Source organism: Nonomuraea sp. NPDC050680, assembly GCF_040654555.1.
Classification (GTDB): Bacteria; Actinomycetota; Actinomycetes; order Streptosporangiales; family Streptosporangiaceae; genus Nonomuraea.
In genome coordinates, this window is the sequence record NZ_JBFAIF010000002.1 from 277,446 (window position 1) to 297,009 (window position 19,564).

The window sequence follows — 19,564 nt, forward strand, 5'->3', positions numbered from 1 at the left end:
ATCAAGACATCCGCCGCGCGGCCCGCGGGTTAGGTTCACCTAACGTTCTTACTGCTCCCGGGGTGCGGCAGGATTCAACTGAGCAAATGTCTATGGAGGAGGCGAATCATCGTGTCCGCGAACAGCTTCGGCAGCCGTGACACGCTACGCGTAGGCGACGCGTCTTACGAGATTTTCCGGCTGGACGCCGTCGAAGGCGCAGCCCGCCTCCCGTTCAGCCTGAAGATCCTGCTGGAGAACCTCCTCCGCACCGAGGACGGCGCGAACATCACCGCCGACCACATCCGCGCGCTGGGCGGCTGGGATCCCAAGGCGGCGCCGAGCGTGGAGATCCAGTTCACCCCTGCCCGCGTCATCATGCAGGACTTCACCGGCGTGCCGTGCGTGGTCGACCTGGCCACCATGCGTGAGGCCGTACGTGACCTGGGCGGCGACCCGGCCCGGATCAACCCGCTGGCCCCCGCCGAGATGGTCATCGACCACTCGGTCATCGTCGACTACTTCGGCCACCCCGACGCCTTCCAGCGTAACGTCGAGCGCGAATACGAGCGCAACCACGAGCGCTACCAGTTCCTGCGCTGGGGCCAGACCGCGTTCGACGAGTTCAAGGTCGTCCCGCCCGGCACCGGCATCGTCCACCAGGTCAACATCGAGCACCTCGCCCGCGTGGTCATGATCCGCGACGGCAAGGCCTACCCCGACACCTGCGTGGGCACCGACTCGCACACCACGATGGAGAACGGCATCGGCGTCCTCGGCTGGGGCGTCGGCGGCATCGAGGCCGAGGCCGCGATGCTCGGCCAGCCGATCTCCATGCTGATCCCGCGTGTGGTCGGCTTCAAGCTCAACGGCAAGCTGCCCGCCGGCGCCACGGCCACCGACCTGGTGCTGACGGTGACCGAGATCCTGCGCAAGCACGGCGTGGTCGGCAAGTTCGTCGAGTTCTACGGCGACGGCGTCTCCTCCGTGCCGCTGGCCGACCGGGCCACGATCGGCAACATGAGCCCCGAATTCGGCTCCACCTGCGCGATCTTCCCGATCGACGGCCAGACGGTCGACTACCTGCGCCTGACCGGCCGCTCCGAGGAGCAGATCGCGCTCGTCGAGGCGTACGCCAAGGCTCAGGGCCTCTGGCTCGACCCGTCGGCGCCCGAGCCGGTCTTCTCCGAGTACATCGAGCTCGACCTCGGCACCGTCGTCCCGTCCATCGCCGGCCCGAAGCGCCCGCAGGACCGCATCGCCCTGTCGGCCGCCAAGGACACCTGGCGCCGCGACGTGCGCAACTACGTCGCCGACTTCGACAACGACGGCATCGACGAGGCCGTGGAAGAGAGCTTCCCCGCCTCCGACGCGCCCGCCTCCAACGCCCGCGCGAACGGCAGCCGCCCGCACAAGACGGTCGCGGTGACGCTCGAGGACGGCACCTCGTTCGAGATCGACCACGGCATCGTCTCCATCGCCGCGATCACCTCGTGCACCAACACCTCCAACCCGTACGTCATGCTCGGCGCGGCCCTGCTGGCCCGCAACGCCGTCGAGAAGGGCCTGACCCGCAAGCCGTGGGTCAAGACCTCCCTGGCTCCCGGCTCGCAGGTCGTCACCGGCTACTTCGAGCGTTCGGGGCTCCAGCCGTATCTCGACAAGATCGGCTTCAACCTCGTCGGCTACGGCTGCACCACCTGCATCGGCAACTCCGGGCCGCTGCTCCCGGAGATCTCCGACGCGATCCAGGCCAACGACCTCGCCGTCACGGCCGTGCTGTCGGGCAACCGCAACTTCGAGGGCCGGATCAACCCCGACGTCAAGATGAACTACCTGGCCTCGCCGCCGCTCGTGGTGGCGTACGCGCTGGCCGGGACCATGGACCTCGACCTCGACACCGAGCCGCTGGGCGTCGGCGCCGACGGCACGGCGGTCTTCCTGCGCGACATCTGGCCGTCGCCCGAGGAGATCACGGCCGTGGTCAACTCCTCGATCGGGCGCGACATGTTCGAGCGGGACTACGCCGACGTGTTCAAGGGCGACGAGCACTGGACGTCGCTGCCGATCCCCACGGGCAACACCTTCGAGTGGGACCCTTCCTCCACGTACGTGCGCAAGGCTCCCTACTTCGAGGGCATGCCCTCGACTCCTGACCCCGTTACCGACATTTCCGGTGCCCGCGTGCTGGTGAAGGTGGGCGACTCGGTCACCACCGACCACATCTCGCCGGCCGGCTCCATCAAGGCCGGCACGCCCGCCGCCCAATACCTGCAGTCGCACGAGGTCGAGGTCAAGGACTTCAACTCCTACGGCTCGCGGCGCGGCAACCACGAGGTCATGATCAGGGGTACGTTCGCCAACATCCGCCTGCGCAACCAGATCGCGCCCGGCACCGAGGGCGGCTACACCCGCGACTTCACCCAGGACGAGGGGCCGGTGTCGTTCATCTACGACGCCTCGGTCAACTACGCCTCGGCCGGGACGCCGCTGGTGGTGCTCGCGGGCAAGGAGTACGGCTCGGGCTCCTCGCGCGACTGGGCAGCCAAGGGCACCGCGCTCCTGGGCGTCCGCGCCGTCATCGCGGAGTCGTACGAGCGCATCCACCGCTCCAACCTGATCGGGATGGGCGTGCTGCCGCTGCAGTACCCGGAGGGCGTCTCGGCGGCCTCGCTGGGGCTGACCGGCGAGGAGACGTTCGACATCACCGGGGTGGAGGAGCTCAACAAGGGCGGCATCCCCGCGACCGTGCACGTCAAGGCGGGCGAGGTGGAGTTCGACGCGGTGGTCCGCATCGACACGCCCGGCGAGGCCGACTACTACCGGCACGGGGGCATCATGCAGTACGTCCTGCGCTCCCTCCTCGCCAAGTCCTGACCCGACGTCAGATCTGATCTGACGCCAGTCGTGACCTCTCGCGAGGGTTCGAGTCCTTGGCTTCAGTGAAGGTTCTTCGCGAGGGTTCTTCGCGAGGGTTCTTCGCGAGGGTGCTGAGACCTCCCGCGCCTCCGCCTCGGCCACCAGCTGGGCGGAGGCCGCCGGGATCCCGCGCCGCACTTCCCGCGGCCGGGCGGGCGCGACCTCACGCGCCCACATCGGGGGTGAACCACCCGACCACGAAGCGCCGCCCGGCACCACACCGCCGCGCGGCGCTTCGCTGCCTCCTTGCAGACATCTGCTTTCGCACCGCCCGCGGTCCGTGGCCGCCCGCCGTCCGTGGCCGGGCCCCGTCCAGGGGCGCGCCCGTCCGTACCTGTTTTACGGGCACTTCCCTTGTACGGCAGGCACGGTGAGCCCCACCCGCCGTCCGTGGCCGGGCCCCGTCCAGGGGCACGCTCCTGCGGTTCACGGGGCTGGGCGCCGTGACGCGCGTGTCCTTGGCCGCCTGCTTCGGCTCGCGGCACCCGGTGGATCAGCGGGATATGCGGCGGTAGGCGCGGACGGCCAACGGGATGAAGACGACGATGATCGCCCCGGACCACAGCAGGCTCGCCACGATCGGGTGCTGGAGCGGCCAGGCGGTGGAGTGCGACGTCGGGTTGCCGAAGAGCAGGCGGGCGGCGGCGACCACGGCACTCATCGGGTTCCAGTCGGCGACCGGCTTGAGCCACCCGGGAAGCCCCTCCGTCGGGACGAACGTGTTGGCCAGGAACGTCATCGGGAACAGCCACCCGAACGTCGCCGCGTCCGCCTGGGCGCCGCTCCTGACGAACAGCCCGATGTAGGTGCCCACCCAGATCATCGCGAAGCCGAACAGGGCCAGCAGGCCGAACGCCGCCGCCGTCTGCCCGAAGGTGCCGTGTGCCCGCCACCCCGCCAGCAGGACCGCCGCCACCACCATCGAGGACAGCGACAGCAGGTGCATGGACAGGTCGGCGACGCTGCGGCCGATGAGCACGGCGCCGCGGGCGATCGGCTGGGCGCGGAACCGGTCGATGATGCCGCGTTCCATGTCCTCGCCGACCGCCGTGGCCGCGGCGGCCGCGGTCATCGCCATGACCTGCATGAAGATGCCCGGCATCAGGTAACTGCGGTAGTCGCCCCCACCGGGGAGGGTGATCGCGCTGCCGAAGACATAGCCAAACAGGATGGTCATGACTACGGGAAACACCAGGTACCCCGCTAGTTCCCCTGGCTGCGCCCTCAGCCTGGAGTAGGTGCGGCGGGCGATGGTCAGGGAGTCGGAGATCGTCCAGCGGAGGCGCTCGCCGAGCGTCGTCGGCGGAGCGGGTACGTGGACAAGGGCCATGTGGAGTCACCTCGCGGGAATCGGCCGGAACATGCCGGAAGGCGGGTCGGGTGGTGGTCAGGGTGGGTGGCCGGGTGGCCTGGTCGGGTGGTGATCGGATGGTCAGCGGCGGTTGGCTGGTGTCAGGTGGTGGTCAGATGGAGGAAGACCTCGTCCAGGGTCGGGCGGCGGAGGGACAGGTCCTCGACCGGGATCATGGCCGTGTCCAGCGCGCCGGCGATGCGGATGAGCGACTGCGCCCCCTGTTCGACCGCCACCGTCACCCGCCGCTCGTCCACGACCTCCACCTGTCGTTCATCGGCCGCGCGCCGTACCAGGTCGAGAGCTTGGGGGAGGTCGGCGGCCGTGCGGAGGACGATCTGCACCCGGTCGCCGCCGATCCGCCGCTTCAGCTCCTCGGGTGAGCCGGAGGCGGCGACCCGCCCCTGATCGAGCAGCACGATCTGGTCGGCCAGACGGTCGGCCTCGTCCAGGTATTGGGTGGTGAGCAGCAGCGTGGTCCCTTCGGCGACCAGGTCGCGCAGCAGCTCCCACAGCCCGAGGCGGCTGCGCGGGTCGAGACCGGTCGTGGGCTCGTCCATGAACAGCACGGGCGGCGAGACGATCAGGCTGGCGGCCACGTCGAGGCGGCGGCGCATGCCCCCCGAGTACGTCTTGACCCGCCGGTTCGCGGCGTCGGTCAGGTCGAACCGCTCGAGCAGTTCGGCGGCCCGCCGCCGGGCCGCCGCCTTGGGCAGGTGATACAGGCTGCCGAACATCTCCAGGTTGCGCCGTCCGGTGAGTAACTCGTCGACCGCCGCGTGCTGCCCCGCGAGCCCGAACATGAAGCGCAGCCGCGCCGCGTCCCGCACTACGTCCAGCCCGGCCACCTCCGCGTGACCGGCGTCGGGGCGCAGGAGGGTGGTGAGGATGCGTACGGCGGTGGTCTTGCCCGCCCCGTTGGGCCCGAGCATCCCGCAGACCGTGCCTTTCGGCACGGACAGGTCGATGCCCGCCAGCGCGTCCTTGGACCGGTAACTCTTCCGGAGTCCTTCCGCATGGATCACGACATACCTCCTTAACGCCGTTAAATCTAACGATGTTAAGGATGCATTGAACGTTGTTAAACTGTCAACCGTGGCACTCGAAACAGGCACCATCGTGGCGACGGCGCTCCGCCTGCTCGACGAGGTGGGCCTCGACGGCCTCACCTTGCGGCGGCTGGCGGCGGAGCTCGGCGTGCAGGCACCGGCGCTCTACTGGCACTTCAAGAACAAGCAGCAGTTGCTCGACGCGATGGCGGTGGCCATGGAGGCGCCGCACGTGACGCGGCCCGTGTTCACGGACGCGTCGCAGTGGCGGGAGTGGGTGGCCGACTACGCCCGCGGCAGCCGGTCGATACTCAACTCCCACCGGGACGGGGCCAGGCTGGCGGCCGGGACGCGGTCGTCGCCTGAGATGTTCGCGATGGTGGAGCGGGCGGTGGAGGCGCTGGAACTGGCGGGCTTCACGGTGGTGGATGCGGCGCGGGGGCTGTTCACGGTGAGCAACTATGTGGCCGGCTTCGTACTGGAGGAGCAGGCCGACCGGACGCGGCCGGACGCGGACGAGTCGGGGCCCGATATGACGGAGTTTCAGGCACGCTACCCACGGATCATGGCGGCCCTGATGGAGGAGGGCGACCCGCAGGGCGACCACTCGTTCGAGGCGGGGCTGGCCCTCATCCTGGACGGCATGCGGCTGCGACTGTCGGCGGAGGGGAGCAAGACCGCAGTCGATTGAGGCGGGTTGGCGGACTGTCGATCGGCGAGTCTGGCACTATGAGGGTGCCACCCGGCGAAATTCAGCTTCGCCGGATGGCACTAATCGTCAGACGATGTCCGCGATCCAGTCGGTCACTTCGCGGACAACCTCGTCGGGAGCGATCCCGACTCTCCTGGTGAACCGCTGGGGAGACACGCTCCGCACGTGCTCAACCATGGCCCAGCTGGGTTTGTCGAGCCCCGTGCCTTCGCGGCTGACCGGGATGTGGTTGTCCCATCCGCGCTCGGTCGTTGTCAGGGGGACAATGATCTTTACTGCGGCCGCGGCATTGAAGTTGTCGTTGCTCACGACGAGCACGGGGCGACGGTAGCCCTGCTCTCGGCCGGTCGGCTCGCCCAGCTCAGCGAGCCAGATCTCGCCTTGGATCACCCTCATCTCTCTCCTCGGGAAACGTGATGAGCCCCTCCCACTCGGGTGCGATGCGGAGGGAGCTTGATGGTGGGCCTTGGACCAGCTCAGACTCGGCGAGATAGTCGGCCCAGGCTCGCGGGTCCTCCTTCCTCGTGCGTTCCATCTGGTCCGCGACATGTTGCCAGCGGTGCTTCTTCTCCAACTCCCGAATGGCCTGGTCGATGATCGCGGTCATGGGTTCACCTGCCTTTCGTGCCAGTGCGGCGATCCTGTCTCGGGTCTTGACGCTGACGCGTATCGTCGTTGCTTTTTGTTTCACGGCCATACTCCGGAGGCTACGTCTGCGTCGGGAAGAAACCTACACCCTCGCTGTAACGCATGCCGCTTGAATAGCAACACAGAGTAATGATGATTGACTCTCCTGCGTGACTCAGATGGCATTAGTGATGATTGTTGGCGGTTTGGCGGTCTTCGTTGGGGCGGTCGTCCAGGGAAGCGTGGGGTTCGGGCTGGGGTTGGTGGCCGCGCCGGTGCTCACCATGCTCGACCACTCCCTGATGCCCACCGCGATTCAGGTGGTCAACATCACGTTGCCGCTGTTCACGCTGGCTGCGGAGTGGCGGAAGGTGGACTGGCGCGGGGTGGTTTTCGCGGTGCTGGGGCGGCTGCCCGGTGCGGCCATCGGCGGTGTCGTCCTGGTCTACATATCCGTCTACACACGAGGCGTCTTCGTGGGGGTCATGGTGCTCATCGCGGTGGGGCTCACGGCGTGGGCGGTCAGCGTGCCGCGTAACGCCGCGACCATCGCGGGGGCCGGGTTCGTCTCGGGCATCACCGGCACCGCGACCGGCGTCGGCGGGCCGCCCATCGCGCTGGTCTACCAGCACGCCAAGGGGCCGCAGATCCGGGCGACGCTGGCGATGGTCTTCTTCCTGGGCGCCGCGCAGTCGCTGGCCATCCTGGGCTTGGTGGGAGAGTTCTCCGGCCGGGCGGCGGCGACGGGGGCCGTGCTGATCGTGCCGATGGTGCTCGGGTTCCTGGTGTCGGGGCCGCTGCGGCGTTACCTGGACGGCGGCAAGGTGCGGACCGCGGTGCTGGTGGTCGCCGCCTTCTCGGCCGCCGCCCTCATCGCCCAGAGCCTGGCCGCTTGATCCAGGCCGCTTGATCCACGCCGCCTACCCCACGCCGCCTACCCCACGCCGCCCGCCCTACACCGTCTGCCCCACACCGTCTGCCCCACGCCCCACACCGTCTGCCCCACGCCCCACACCGTCTGCCCCACGCCGCCCGCCCCACCCCCGTCTGCCCCACGCCGCCCGCCCCACGCCGCCCGCCCCACACCGCCCGCCCCACACCGCCCGCCTCAGGCCGTCTGCCTCTGAGCCCGAGTCCCGAGCCTCTGAAAGTGCTCCTGTGATTGGAGGTGCGAGCGATACAACCTTTCGTCGCACACGTCGCGTTGGCAACGGGGGAGAGGAGATCACATTGGACCGTCACGACGGCTTCCGTGAGTTCGTGCTCGCCCGCCAGCAAGCCCTGATGCGGACCGCGTACCTGCTCACAGGGGACCCGCACCTGGCAGAGGACCTGCTGCAGAGTGTCCTGATCAATGTCGTGGGCCACTGGTCCAAGCTGGTCAAGGACGGCAACCCGGAGGCGTACACCCGCAAGGCCCTGGTCAACCAGTACATCTCCTGGAGGCGTAGATCGCGTCCCGAGGTGCCGAGCGGTGACCCGCCCGAGCGGGGCGCGTTCTCCGACGGAGCCGTGCTCGACCGGATCGTGTTACGTCAGGCGCTGGCCAAGCTGGGGCGCAGGCAGCGGGCCGTGATCGTGCTGCGGTTCTGGGAGGACCTGACCGAGGCGCAGACGGCCGAGGTGCTGGGCTGTGCGGTCGGCACCGTCAAGAGCCAGACCCATCACGCGCTGGCCCGCCTGCGCGAGGTCGCGCCGGAACTGGTGCATCTGCTGGATGATCCCGAGATCGTGGAGGTGGCACGATGACGAGACTGCGTGAGGCGTTGGGGGACATCGCCGAGGAGGCTCCGCTGGTGAGCCTCGCCGACGTGGCCATCGCGGGCCACCGGCGCAGGAGGCGGAGCGTGCTGGCGGCATCCGTCGTGGCGGTGCTGTGCGTGACGGCGGCGGTGGCAGCGGTGCCGTGGCCGCGTGGTGCCCAGACGGCCACGCAGCAGAGCCAAGAGGCCGTGCCCGACCTGCCCCAGGGCAAGGTGGGGGCGATCAGCCGCGCGTACAAGACATCCTGCAAGCTCGTTGAGCGTGAGGTTGACTGCGCCGCGGTCGAGTGGCGGGTGGTCACCCGCGCCGGCAGGACCTACCGCGTGCCGCAGGCGCTCGTCGAGACCACCAAGGGCGAGCGGCCGCCCGTCGCGATCAGCCGGGACGGCCGCATGCTCGCCTACTACAGCCGCGAAGCTCAGGCGCACGTGGTGCGCGACCTGGTGGGCGGCTCCGAGACGACGTCGCCGGTCACCATCAAGGAGGAGCGGATCGGCGTGGGTTCCATGCTCGTGCTCTCCGACGACGGCCGGTACATCGCCTTCGACCCGCGCGAGGGCAGCAAGTATCCCGGCATGCTGATCGACGTGCGCACCGGCAGGACGACACCCATCAACGGCAAGTACGAGCCGGTCAGCATCAAGGGCGGCGTCGCCGAGCTGGTCCGGTACATCAAGACCGACCTGTGGCTCATGCCTGTCACAGGGGGAGGCAAGCCGGTGCGCTTCAACGGCGTGTTCATCATGTTCAGCGAAGTAGCGCCCGACGGTCGTACGGTGGCCGCCGTCGAGTTCCCGAAGGTCGGCAAGGGCGAGGTCCCGAGGCACGAAGAGCGCATGCTGACGCTGCTCGACGCCAAGACCGGCAAGACCCTGCGCAAGGTGCCCGTCCGCGGCCTGCCGGACGACCGCGGCGGCGTCGCCGGCACCACGATCTGGCAGAGCGAATCCGAGGTCACGCTCCTGTACAGGGGCAAGGAAGGCGACCGCTCGTACGCGGTCGACGTCAACAGCGGGCGGGCTCGGCTCCTGGACCGGCAGCCAGGCAGGACCCCGATTTTGGCCTACCCCGGGGGCGCGGGCGGCTGACGCCGCCCAAGAGACGCCGCCCAAGAGACGCCGCCCAAGAGACGCCCGACAGACGCCGCACCGGCCGGATCCCCCCGGCCGGTGCGGCGTTTCGGGTGTCCGGCGGCACGCGTACGGTGAACCTCCGATGTCAGGCGCGTTTCTAGATTGTTATCCGGAACAACAAACTCCCCCCTTCGTAGGTCTTCCAAAGCAGGCCGTCCCGGAATACGTTGCCGCAAACAACATTCATCCGGGCCCTCCGGAAGAAAGGACCCTGCACTATGCGCAAGGGGATCCTCAGCCTGACCGCCGCGGCCGCCGTTCTAGCCCTCGGTCTCACCGCCTGCGGGGGCAACAGCGGTCCGACCTCGTCCACGTCTTCCGCGCAGAGCACGCAGAGCTCGCAGAAGGCCGGCAAGATCGGCGTCATCCTGCCCGACAGCAAGTCCTCGGCCCGCTGGGAGACGGCGGATCGCAAGTACCTGGAAGAGGCGTTCAAGGCCGCCGGAGTGGCCTACGACATCCAGAACGCCCAGAACGACAAGACGGCCTTCCAGACCATCGCCGACCAGATGATCACCAACGGCGCCACCGTGCTGATGATCGTCAACCTCGACAGCGGCACCGGCAAGACGGTCATCGACAAGGCCAAGTCCCAGGGCGTGGCGACCATCGACTACGACCGGCTGACGCTGGGTGGCGGCGCCGCCTACTACGTGAGCTTCGACAACACCAAGGTCGGCACCCTGCAGGGCGAAGGCCTGGTCAAGTGCCTGACCGACAAGAAGGCCAGCAAGCCGATCATCGCCGAGCTCAACGGCTCCCCGACCGACAACAACGCCACCCTCTTCAAGGCCGGCTACGACGGCGTGCTCAAGCCCAAGTACGACTCGGGCGACTACGTCAAGGGCCCCGACCAGTCCGTGCCCGACTGGGACAACGCCCAGGCCGGCACCATCTTCGAGCAGATGCTGACCAGCGCTCCGAAGATCGCCGGTGTGCTGGCCGCCAACGACGGTCTCGGCAACGCCGCCATCACGGTGCTGAAGAAGAACAACCTCAACGGCAAGGTCCCGGTGACCGGCCAGGACGCCACGGTCCAGGGTCTGCAGAACATCCTGGTCGGCGACCAGTGCATGACCGTCTACAAGGCCGTCAAGAAGGAGGCCGACGCGGCGGCCAAGCTCGCGGTCGCGCTGGCCAAGGGCGAGAAGCCCACGGCGAGCGGCAGCGTCAAGGACCCGCAGAGCAACCAGGACGTGCCGTCCGAGCTGCTCGACCCGCAGCCGATCTACCTCGACAACGTCAAGGACGTCGTGGCGGACGGCTACGTGACCAAGGAGGAGCTGTGCACCGGCGACTTCGCCGCCAAGTGCACCTCGGCCGGCATTCAGTAGGAAAGTAAGAAAGCAGAACCGGGTACGGCCGCGACCTACCAAGGGCGGCCGTACCCCTCCCCAAGGGAGCCTCATGACCCCCCTGCTCGAAGTGCGCGGGATAGACAAGAGCTTCGGCCCGGTACAGGTCCTGCATGACGTCACCTTCTCCGCCAACCCCGGCGAGGTGACGGCCCTGGTCGGCGACAACGGCGCGGGCAAGTCGACGCTGGTCAAGTGCATCGGCGGCATCTACCCGATCGACGGGGGCGACATCCTCTTCGACGGCCGTCCCGTCCAGGTGCACGGCCCGCGTGACGCCGGTGAGCTGGGCATCGAGATCGTGTACCAGGATCTCGCGCTCTGCGACAACCTCGACATCGTCCAGAACATGTTCCTCGGCAGGGAACGCCGCAGCGGGCTCGTGCTCGACGAGGCGTCGATGGAGGAACTGGCCACGCAGACGCTCGACGGGCTGTCCGTCCGTACGGTGAAGTCCATCAGGCAGCAGGTCTCCAGCCTGTCCGGCGGCCAGCGCCAGACGGTGGCCATCGCCAAGGCCGTCCTGTGGAACAGCAAGGTCGTCATCCTCGACGAGCCGACGGCCGCCCTCGGCGTCGCCCAGACCGCGCAGGTACTGGAGCTGGTACGCCGGCTCGCCGACACCGGCCTGGCCGTCGTCCTCATCTCGCACAACCTGAACGACGTCTTCGCCGTCTCCGACCAGATCGCGGCGCTCTACCTCGGCAAGATGGCCGCGCAGGTCAGGACCGCCGACGTGACGCACGCGCAGGTCGTCGAACTGATCACATCCGGCCGGAGCGGAGACCTGGGGATCGCACAATGAACAAGGTCAAGGAACTCCCCGGCGAGGCGATCGTCACCGCGACGCGGTCGCCGTCGATCGGGCACAGCGTCTCCGCCTACATCGAGCGGGTACGCGGCGGCGACATGGGCGCGCTGCCGGCCGTACTCGGCCTGCTCGTGCTCTGCACCGTCTTCGCCATCGCCCGTCCCGCCTTCCTCACGGCGATCAACATCGCGAACCTGTTCACCCAGGGCGCCGCGGTCACGGTGATCGCGATGGGCCTGGTGTTCGTGCTGCTGCTCGGTGAGATCGACCTGTCGGCCGGTTTCGCCAGCGGCGTGTGCGCGGCGGTGCTCGCGGTGACGCTCACCACCATGGGCCTGCCCTGGTACGTCTGCGTGGGGGCGGCGATCCTCACCGGCATGGTCATCGGCACCGTACTCGGGACGCTGGTGGCCAAGGTGGGCATACCGTCGTTCGTGGTGACGCTGGCGGCCTTCCTCGCCTTCCAGGGCCTGGTCCTGGTGCTGGTCGACGAGGGGACGAACATCTCGATCCGGGATCCCGTCATCGTCGCCGTCGCCAACAAGAACCTGCCGGTGTGGCTCGGCTGGGCGCTCTTCGCGGCCTGCGTGGCGAGCTACGCCGCCCTCCAGCTCATCAGGGCCGGCCGGCGCTCGAAGCGCGGGCTGGTGGCCGACCCGATCTCGCTGATCGCCGCCCGCGTGGGCGCACTGGCGATCATCGGGGGCCTCGTCGTCTACGTGCTCAACCTCGAGCGCTCCCGCAACCCGGCCATCAGCTCGCTGATGGGCGTGCCGATCGTGGTGCCGGTGATCCTCGTGCTGCTGATCGTGTGGACGTTCGTGCTCCGCCGTACCGCGTTCGGCAGGCACATCTACGCGGTCGGCGGGAACGCGGAGGCCTCCCGCAGAGCCGGCATCGGCGTCGACCGGATCAGGATCAGCGCGTTCGTGATCTGCTCGGCGATGGCCGCCGTCGGCGGCATCGTCGCCGCCTCCCGGGCCAGCTCGGTCGACCCGAACACCGGCGGCAGCTCCGTGTTGCTGTACGCGGTCGGCGCCGCGGTCATCGGCGGCACCAGCCTGTTCGGCGGGAAGGGGCGGGTCCTCGACGCGGTACTCGGCGGCGCCGTGGTCGCGGTGATCGAGAACGGCATGGGCCTGATGGGGTACGGTGCGAGTGTGAAATACCTGGTCACGGGGTTCGTCCTGCTCCTGGCCGCAGGTGTGGACGCTCTGGCGCGCAAGCGGGCGGCAGCCGCTGGTCTAAGGTGATCAGCGACTCCCACCCCTTTAAGGAAGCCCAGACGATGCGTGCCGGTCCCTCCCAGGAGGACATCAGGCGTCACAACCTCGGCGCCCTGTTGCGACACGTCCATCTGGGCGGGCCGACCTCACGCGCCGAGCTGACGTCGAAGATGGGCCTCAACCGCAGCACGATCATGGCGCTCACCTCCGACCTCACCGCGGCCGGGCTGGTGCGCGAGGAGTTGCCGCGCGAGACCGGCCGCGCGGGCCGCCCCTCGCTCGTGGTGCGCCCCGAGTCGGCGCGGGTCTACGTGTTCGCCTTCGACGTGGGCCCGGACCGGCTGGCCGTCGCGCGCGTCGGGCTGGGCGGGGTGATCCTCGACCGCAGGGAGGCCGTACGCCTGCGCGGTCCGTTCGAGCTGGAGGAGCTGACCGGGATCCTGGCCGGCTTCGCCCGGCAGATGCGGCGCAAGACCAGGGCCGACACGGTCTGCGTCGGCGCGGCCGCGGCGGTCGCCGGCGGAGTGCGCAAGGGCGACGGCATGATCAGGTTCGGCCCCAACCTCGGCACCGAGGAGGTGCCGTTCGGCGAGGAGCTGGGCCGCAGGCTGGCCTTGGGCCTGCCCGTCAGCGTGGGCAACGACGCCAACCTGGCCGCGCTGGCCGAGCACAGCCGCGGCGTGGGGGCCGCCGTCAGGGACCTGATCTACCTGCACGGAGACGTCGGCATCGGCGGTGGGATCATCGCGGGCGGTCACCTGCTGGGCGGTCACGACGGCTACGGCGGCGAGGTCGGCCACATGGTCGTCAACCCCGGCGGGCGGGCCTGTGGCTGTGGCTCGCACGGCTGTCTGGAGGCCGAGGTGGGGGAGCGGGCCCTGCTGGAGACCGCCGGCCGGCTGGCCGGCGAGCAGCACGGCAGGGACGCGGTGCGCGCCGTGGTCGACGCCGCGGACCGGGGCGACATCGTGGCCCAGGAGGCGCTCAAGAAGGTCGGCGACTGGCTCGGCCTGGGCGTCGCCAACCTGGTCAACATCTTCAACCCGGAGATGGTCATCTTCGGCGGGATGCTGCGGGAGATCTATCTCGGCTCGGCCGCTCAGGTGCGCACCAGGCTGACGCTGCACGCGATGGCGCCGCAGCGGGAGAAGCTGCGGCTGCGCACCTCGGCCCTGGCCGACGACGCGACGCTCGTGGGCGCGGCCGAGCTGGCCTTCGCCCACGTGCTCGCGGACCCGCTGGAAGTGCTGGCCAGGGCCAACGCTTAGGAGACCCGGCTCTTCGGCGCGGTCCAGGTGTTGCAGTATCGGGCCGATCCGCCGCTGTAGCCGCGGTCCTGCCAGTAGGCGAGGTTGGCCGGCTTGCCGTGGACCTTGCTCTCCCCGGCCCTGCTCACGGCGTCGGTCCATTCGTCCCAGGTGATGCCGGGGTCGATGGAGTCGAGCGTGGAGCTGTAGAAGACGCCGGCGAAGCACTCGGCCTGCATCTCCAGGCGGTGGCTGAGTATCGTGCGCGCGCTTCCTCCGGCCCTCCAGTAGAGCCTGTTCTGCTCGTCCAGCATGCCGCTGAGCTGCTGTACGTGGTGGCCCCACTCGTGGGCGACAGAGTGCGCGATGTTCATCCGGAACGGGTCCTGGAGGTCCCGCTTCATGATCCGGATGGCGATCGTCCGCTGCGCCGGGCAGTACTGGGCGCCGTTGCTGGTGATCTTACCGCAGACCGACCCGCTGCCGGTCGTGATGGCGATCTTCGGGGGGCTGTAACGCAGCCCGGCGGCCTTGAACCTGGTGGCCCAGAAGCTGTTGGCGCACCTGGCCATGGCCCGGTGGAAGGTCTTGAGCGAGGCGGCGCTGCCCTTGCGGATCGCGGGGATCGCGCACGACTGCGGCGACGGGGTGCCGGACCGATAGATCTTGTTCTTGGCCAGTACGGCGGGCGGCGCGATCTGCGCGACCTGCGGGGCCGTGGTCTCCGCGTTGGCTGTGCCAGATAGGGCCAAACCCACGACCATGCCGACAGATGCGGCGATAAGGGGTATACGCACGATCGCGGATACTAGACCACTAGATGGGGCCCTGTTCGCGAGACCTGTGCTTTGTCCGGAAAGCGCAATGCGGCCGCGCCGTAGGGCGCGGCCGCATCACAGCGGGAGAACGTTCAGAGTGGAGAACGTTCAGAGTGGAGAACGTTCAGAGTGGAGAACTAGGCGACGGTACGTGACGACGCGGCCCAGGTGTTGCAGGAGCCGGGGGACGCCGAGCCGTAGCCGCGGTTCATCCAGTAGGCCTGCGAGGGGCCCCGGCCGTGGTCGTTCTGCGGCCAGCCCTTGGCGCCGTTCTTGCGGAACCAGTTGACGGTGTAGTCCCACTCACCCGAGTCGACGGGCAGCGTGCCCTCGACCGTGCGCATGAAGACCGAGGAGAAGCACTCCGCCTGCAGCTCCGACCGGCGCGAGAGCGCGAGCTGGCCGGACCTGCCACTGGCGTTCCTGGCGGCCCAGTAGTAGTTCCAGATGCCCGACATGTTCTGGACATGGTGGCCGTACTCGTGGGCCATCAGCCGGGTGATGCCCAGCGCGAACGGCTGGCGCAGCTGAGTCTTGGTGATCAGCATGTACATCGTGCGGTCGGTCGAGCAGTAGATGCCGTCGGCACCCGCGCTCCACGGGCCACAAGGGGTGCGGACCTTCTTGGTGATGATGCGCAGGCGCGGCTTGCTGAAGGAGAGGCCGGCCTTGCGGAACTGGGAGGCCCAGGAGCGGTTCAGGCAGTTCGTCACGCTGGTGAGGAAGCGCTTGTAGGCGGTCGTGCTGCCCTTGGGCAGGTTGCCGGGCGAACAGTTGGAGCTGGCGAGCCGTCCCGTCCGGTACAGCGGGCTGGCCGTCGCGGCGGCCTTGCCGCGGGGCGGCGCCGCCTGCTGAGCGGCTTGCTGGACGACCTGCTGACCTGCGGAGACGGGCTTGACATCGGCTGTCGCCGTTCCCGCGCCGGCCAGGGCGATAACCGCGCCTGTGGCCACAAGGGACGACAGCTTCTTCATGGGGAGAGTGTTCATAGTGAAGGAAAGACTAGGTCAAGATCGGACATATGTGGGTGGATTTGACTCTATGGAGCGCGATGGAGTCAGCAGGGCAGGCACGAACTAGACTCGATCGGGTTAGCGCACAGGAGCAGAGGGGATCGCATCCGTGAGCGGGTTGCTGGGCTCGGTAAAGGGACCGCATGACGTCAAACGCCTGGATGCCGAGGAGCTGCCGCGGCTGGCGGCGGAGATCCGTGACCTGCTCGTCGACTGCTGCGCCCGGTTCGGCGGTCATCTCGGCCCCAACCTCGGCGTGGTGGAGCTCACCATCGCGCTGCACCGCGTCTTCGACTCGCCGGACGACCCGATCGTCTGGGACACCGGACATCAGTCGTACGTTCATAAATTGCTGACCGGGCGCGCCGCGGGCTTCGGCGCGCTGAAGCAGGAGGGCGGCCTGTCCGGCTACCCGAGCCAGGCCGAGTCCGAGCACGACTTCGTCGAGAACTCCCACGCCTCCACCGCGCTGTCCTACGCCGACGGCCTGGCCAAGGCCTTCAAGCTGCGCGGCGAGCACGACCGCACGGCCATCGCGGTGATCGGCGACGGCGCGCTGACCGGCGGCATGGCCTGGGAGGCGCTCAACAACATCGCGGCGGGCAAGGACCTGCGGCTCGTCATCGTCGTCAACGACAACGGCCGCTCCTACTCGCCGACGATCGGCGGCCTGGCCTCCCACCTGTCCTCGCTGCGGGTCAACCGCCGCTATGAGGACATGCTCGAATACGTCAAAGACAAGATCGGGAACGTTCCGGTGCTCTACGACGCGCTTCACGGCATCAAGAAGGGCGTCAAGGACGTCCTGGCCCCGCAGGTGATGTTCGAGGACCTCGGCCTGAAATATGTCGGGCCGATCGACGGCCACGACGAGCAGGCCATGGAGGCGGCGCTGCGCAAGGCCCGCGACTTCCGCGGCCCGGTCATCGTGCACGCCCTCACCCAGAAGGGCCGCGGCTACTCACCGGCCGAGAACCACGACGAGGACCAGTTCCACTCGCCCGGCGCCTTCGACCGGGCCACCGGCGCGGAGAAGCCCAAGGGCCGCATCTGGACCAACGTGTTCAGCGAGGAGCTGGTCAGGCTCGGAAAGGACCGCGAGGACCTGGTCGCCATCACCGCCGCGATGCTCCACCCGACCGGCCTGGCCGCCTTCGCCGAGGCCTACCCCGAGCGCATCTACGACGTCGGCATCGCCGAGCAGCACGCCCTGACCAGCGCGGCCGGGCTGGCGCTCGGCGGCATGCACCCGGTCGTGGCCGTCTACGCGACCTTCCTCAACCGGGCCTTCGACCAGCTGCTCATGGACGTGGCCCTGCACCGGCTGCCCGTCACCGTGGTGCTCGACCGGGCGGGCGTCACCGGCGACGACGGCGCCAGCCACAACGGCATGTGGGACCTGTCGATCCTCCAGGTCGTCCCCGGCCTGAAGATCGCCGTGCCACGCGACGGGGAGCGGCTGACCGAGCTGCTCGGCGAGGCCGTGGAGGTCTCCGACGGCCCGACCGTGCTGCGTTTCCCCAAGGGCCCGGTCGCCGAGCCGATCGAGGCCGTCGGCAAGCTGGGCACGATGGACGTGCTGCGCGCGGGCGAGCCCGACGTGCTGCTGGTGGGCGTGGGCCCGATGGCGCGGATCTGCATGGACGCCGCCCTGCTGCTCGACGCGCAGGGCATCTCGGCGACCGTGGTCGACCCGCGCTGGGTCAAGCCGCTCGACGAGGCGCTCGTGGCCGCCGCGAGCGCCCACAAGCTGGTCGCGGTCGTCGAGGACAACGGCCGTGTGGGCGGCGTCGGCGACGCGGTGTCCCGCCTGCTGCGCGACGCCGACGTGGATGTGCCCGTACGCGGCTACGGCATCCCGCAGCGCTTCCTCGACCATGCCAAGCGGGCCGCGATCCTCGGCCAGATCGGGCTGACCGGCCAGGACCTGGCGCGCGAGATCACCGAGGCCATCGCCAAGCGGAGCAGCCCGATCGAGAGCCAGTCCGCGCCGCGCTGACCGGCGGCTGAAGCCCGCGCCGCGCTGATCGCCCTGCTCACCCCCCGGATAGGAATGATCACCCGGGGGTGTGGGAAGACGCTGGGTGTGGACATCTTTCGCACCAAGAGCGTCGAGCAGTCGATCCTCGACACCGAAGCCCCCGAGCATCGGCTGCGAAAGCGACTGACCGCCGTCGACCTCACCGTCTTCGGCATCGGCGTCATCGTCGGCACCGGCATCTTCGTCCTCACCGGCCGTGTGGCCAAGGAGACGGCCGGTCCGGCGGTGGCGCTCTCCTTCGTCGTGGCCGCCGTCGTCTGCGGTCTGGCGGCGCTGTGCTACGCGGAGTTCGCCTCGTCGATCCCGGTGGCCGGGTCCGCCTACACCTTCTCGCTGGCCACGCTGGGCGAGTTCCCGGCCTGGGTCATCGGCTGGGACCTGATGCTGGAGATGGCGCTGGCCGGGGCGGTGGTGGCGGTCGGCTGGTCGGGCTACTTCGCCTCGCTGATGTCCTCTGTGGGCCTCGAACTGCCCGCGTGGATGGCGGGGGAGAGCCCCGTGGTCAACCTGCCCGCGATGGTCATCGTGCTGATCCTCACCGGCGTCCTGACCGCCGGGATCAAGCTGTCGTCGCGGGTCAACCTGGTCATCGTCACCATCAAGGTGGCGGTGATCCTGCTCGTCATCGTGGCCGGGCTGTTCTTCGTCAACAAGGCCAACTACTCACCGTTCATCCCGCCGCCGTTGTCCACGCCGGGGGTCGAGGGGCTGAAGGCGCCGCTGATCCAGGTGCTGTTCGGCATCACGCCTGTCGCCTTCGGCGTGATCGGCATCTTCTCGGCCGCCGCGGTCGTCTTCTTCGCCTTCATCGGCTTCGACATCGTCGCCACCGCCGCCGAGGAGACCATCAAGCCGCAGCGCGACCTGCCGCGCGGCATCATCGGCTCCCTGGCCATCTGCACCGTCCTGTACGTGGCGGTCTCGCTGGTCGTGGTCGGCATGCAGCGCTACGACAAGCTGAGCGAGAAGGCGCCGCTCGCCGACGCCTTCACCGCGGTCGGTCAGTCCTGGGCGGCCACGCTGATCAGCATCGGCGCGATCGCCGGCCTGACCACCGTGGTGATGATCCTCATGCTGGGGCAGAGCCGGGTGCTGTTCGCCATGTGCCGCGACGGGCTGCTGCCGCGCGCGCTGGCGAAGGTCCACCCCAGGTTCGGTACGCCGGCCCGGCTGACGATCATCATCGGGCTGGTCACCACGGTGCTGTCCGGGTTCATCTCGCTCGGCGCGCTGGCCGAGCTGGTGAACATCGGCACGCTCTTCGCGTTCGTGGTGGTCTCGGCCGGGGTGATCGTGCTGCGTCGTACGCAGCCGGACCTGCCCCGGGCCTTCCGTACGCCGATGGTGCCGCTGCTGCCGATCCTGTCGGTGCTGGCCTGCCTCTACCTGATGCTCAACCTGCCGGTCGAGACGTGGCTGCGGTTCGTGGTGTGGCTGATCATCGGTGCCGTGCTGTACTTCGCCTACGGCTACCGCCACAGCCGGGTCCAGGTGCCCGGCCCGAAGGGGTAGGCGCGCG

17 protein-coding genes are annotated in these 19,564 nt (G+C 68.9%); 11 read left to right on the forward strand and 6 right to left on the reverse strand.

Going from position 1 to position 19,564, the window contains the following annotated elements; all coding sequences use genetic code 11:
• The first annotated feature begins 111 nt into the window (after positions 1-111).
• The gene (gene acnA / locus AB0H88_RS07815) at positions 112-2,856 is read left to right on the forward strand and encodes an aconitate hydratase AcnA (RefSeq protein WP_357642512.1); all 2,745 of its coding nucleotides are present in this window, start codon (positions 112-114) and stop codon (positions 2,854-2,856) included.
• A gap of 535 nt (positions 2,857-3,391) precedes the next feature.
• Here the strand turns inward: acnA and AB0H88_RS07820 are convergent.
• Entirely contained in the window at positions 3,392-4,228 is an 837-nt protein-coding gene (locus AB0H88_RS07820) for an ABC transporter permease (protein WP_357642513.1), read from the reverse strand.
• A 122-nt stretch (positions 4,229-4,350) separates the two neighbouring features.
• Positions 4,351-5,274, reverse strand: coding sequence for an ATP-binding cassette domain-containing protein (locus AB0H88_RS07825; protein ID WP_357642514.1), 924 nt, complete (start codon positions 5,272-5,274; stop codon positions 4,351-4,353).
• Between the two features lie 70 nt (positions 5,275-5,344).
• On the opposite strand from AB0H88_RS07825, the gene AB0H88_RS07830 reads away from it, so the two are divergent.
• Positions 5,345-5,989 carry a TetR/AcrR family transcriptional regulator C-terminal domain-containing protein gene (locus AB0H88_RS07830; protein WP_357642515.1) on the forward strand — a complete coding sequence of 215 codons (645 nt, stop codon included), beginning with the start codon at positions 5,345-5,347 and terminating at the stop codon, positions 5,987-5,989.
• Between the two features lie 87 nt (positions 5,990-6,076).
• On the opposite strand, the gene AB0H88_RS07835 is transcribed toward AB0H88_RS07830, so the two are convergent.
• Positions 6,077-6,400, reverse strand: a complete 324-nt coding sequence (locus tag AB0H88_RS07835; RefSeq protein WP_357642516.1) for a type II toxin-antitoxin system PemK/MazF family toxin — start codon at positions 6,398-6,400, stop codon at positions 6,077-6,079.
• Positions 6,372-6,707: a hypothetical protein gene (locus AB0H88_RS07840; protein WP_357642517.1), complete on the reverse strand. Its 336-nt coding sequence runs from the start codon at positions 6,705-6,707 to the stop codon at positions 6,372-6,374. The genes AB0H88_RS07835 and AB0H88_RS07840 overlap by 29 nt, the downstream gene beginning before the upstream one ends.
• Before the next feature lie 136 nt (positions 6,708-6,843).
• Here AB0H88_RS07840 and AB0H88_RS07845 point away from each other — a divergent pair, with 136 nt between their 5' ends.
• From AB0H88_RS07845 to AB0H88_RS07875, 7 genes are all read left to right on the forward strand, one after another.
• Positions 6,844-7,533 (forward strand): sulfite exporter TauE/SafE family protein, encoded by a 690-nt coding sequence (locus AB0H88_RS07845; protein WP_357642518.1) that lies wholly within the window; start codon positions 6,844-6,846, stop codon positions 7,531-7,533.
• 334 nt (positions 7,534-7,867) lie between these two features.
• A complete protein-coding gene (locus AB0H88_RS07850; RefSeq protein WP_357642519.1) occupies positions 7,868-8,386 on the forward strand; it encodes a SigE family RNA polymerase sigma factor in 519 nt (172 codons plus the stop codon).
• The gene (locus AB0H88_RS07855; RefSeq protein ID WP_357642520.1) at positions 8,383-9,489 is read left to right on the forward strand and encodes a hypothetical protein; all 1,107 of its coding nucleotides are present in this window, start codon (positions 8,383-8,385) and stop codon (positions 9,487-9,489) included. The genes AB0H88_RS07850 and AB0H88_RS07855 overlap by 4 nt, the downstream gene beginning before the upstream one ends.
• A gap of 263 nt (positions 9,490-9,752) precedes the next feature.
• Positions 9,753-10,868 carry a substrate-binding domain-containing protein gene (locus AB0H88_RS07860; RefSeq protein WP_357642521.1) on the forward strand — a complete coding sequence of 372 codons (1,116 nt, stop codon included), beginning with the start codon at positions 9,753-9,755 and terminating at the stop codon, positions 10,866-10,868.
• A gap of 73 nt (positions 10,869-10,941) precedes the next feature.
• A complete protein-coding gene (locus AB0H88_RS07865; RefSeq protein ID WP_357642522.1) occupies positions 10,942-11,694 on the forward strand; it encodes an ATP-binding cassette domain-containing protein in 753 nt (250 codons plus the stop codon).
• The gene (locus AB0H88_RS07870; RefSeq protein WP_357642523.1) at positions 11,691-12,953 is read left to right on the forward strand and encodes an ABC transporter permease; all 1,263 of its coding nucleotides are present in this window, start codon (positions 11,691-11,693) and stop codon (positions 12,951-12,953) included. Before AB0H88_RS07865 ends, AB0H88_RS07870 begins: the two co-directional genes overlap by 4 nt.
• 35 nt (positions 12,954-12,988) lie before the next feature.
• Positions 12,989-14,194, forward strand: a complete 1,206-nt coding sequence (locus AB0H88_RS07875; protein ID WP_225289290.1) for an ROK family transcriptional regulator — start codon at positions 12,989-12,991, stop codon at positions 14,192-14,194.
• Here the strand turns inward: AB0H88_RS07875 and AB0H88_RS07880 are convergent.
• Together AB0H88_RS07880 and AB0H88_RS07885 are read right to left on the reverse strand one after the other, a co-directional pair.
• Positions 14,191-14,970 (reverse strand): neutral zinc metallopeptidase, encoded by a 780-nt coding sequence (locus AB0H88_RS07880; protein ID WP_357642524.1) that lies wholly within the window; start codon positions 14,968-14,970, stop codon positions 14,191-14,193. The genes AB0H88_RS07875 and AB0H88_RS07880 overlap by 4 nt on opposite strands.
• A gap of 158 nt (positions 14,971-15,128) precedes the next feature.
• A complete protein-coding gene (locus AB0H88_RS07885) occupies positions 15,129-15,965 on the reverse strand; it encodes a neutral zinc metallopeptidase (RefSeq protein WP_357642525.1) in 837 nt (278 codons plus the stop codon).
• Positions 15,966-16,122: 157 nt separating this feature from the next.
• Here AB0H88_RS07885 and dxs point away from each other — a divergent pair, with 157 nt between their 5' ends.
• Both dxs and AB0H88_RS07895 read left to right on the forward strand, forming a co-directional pair.
• Positions 16,123-18,003 (forward strand): 1-deoxy-D-xylulose-5-phosphate synthase, encoded by a 1,881-nt coding sequence (gene dxs / locus AB0H88_RS07890; RefSeq protein WP_357643146.1) that lies wholly within the window; start codon positions 16,123-16,125, stop codon positions 18,001-18,003.
• 87 nt (positions 18,004-18,090) lie between these two features.
• Complete coding sequence (locus AB0H88_RS07895; protein WP_357642526.1) at positions 18,091-19,557, forward strand: amino acid permease; 1,467 nt, start codon at positions 18,091-18,093, stop codon at positions 19,555-19,557.
• Positions 19,558-19,564: the final 7 nt, after the last annotated feature.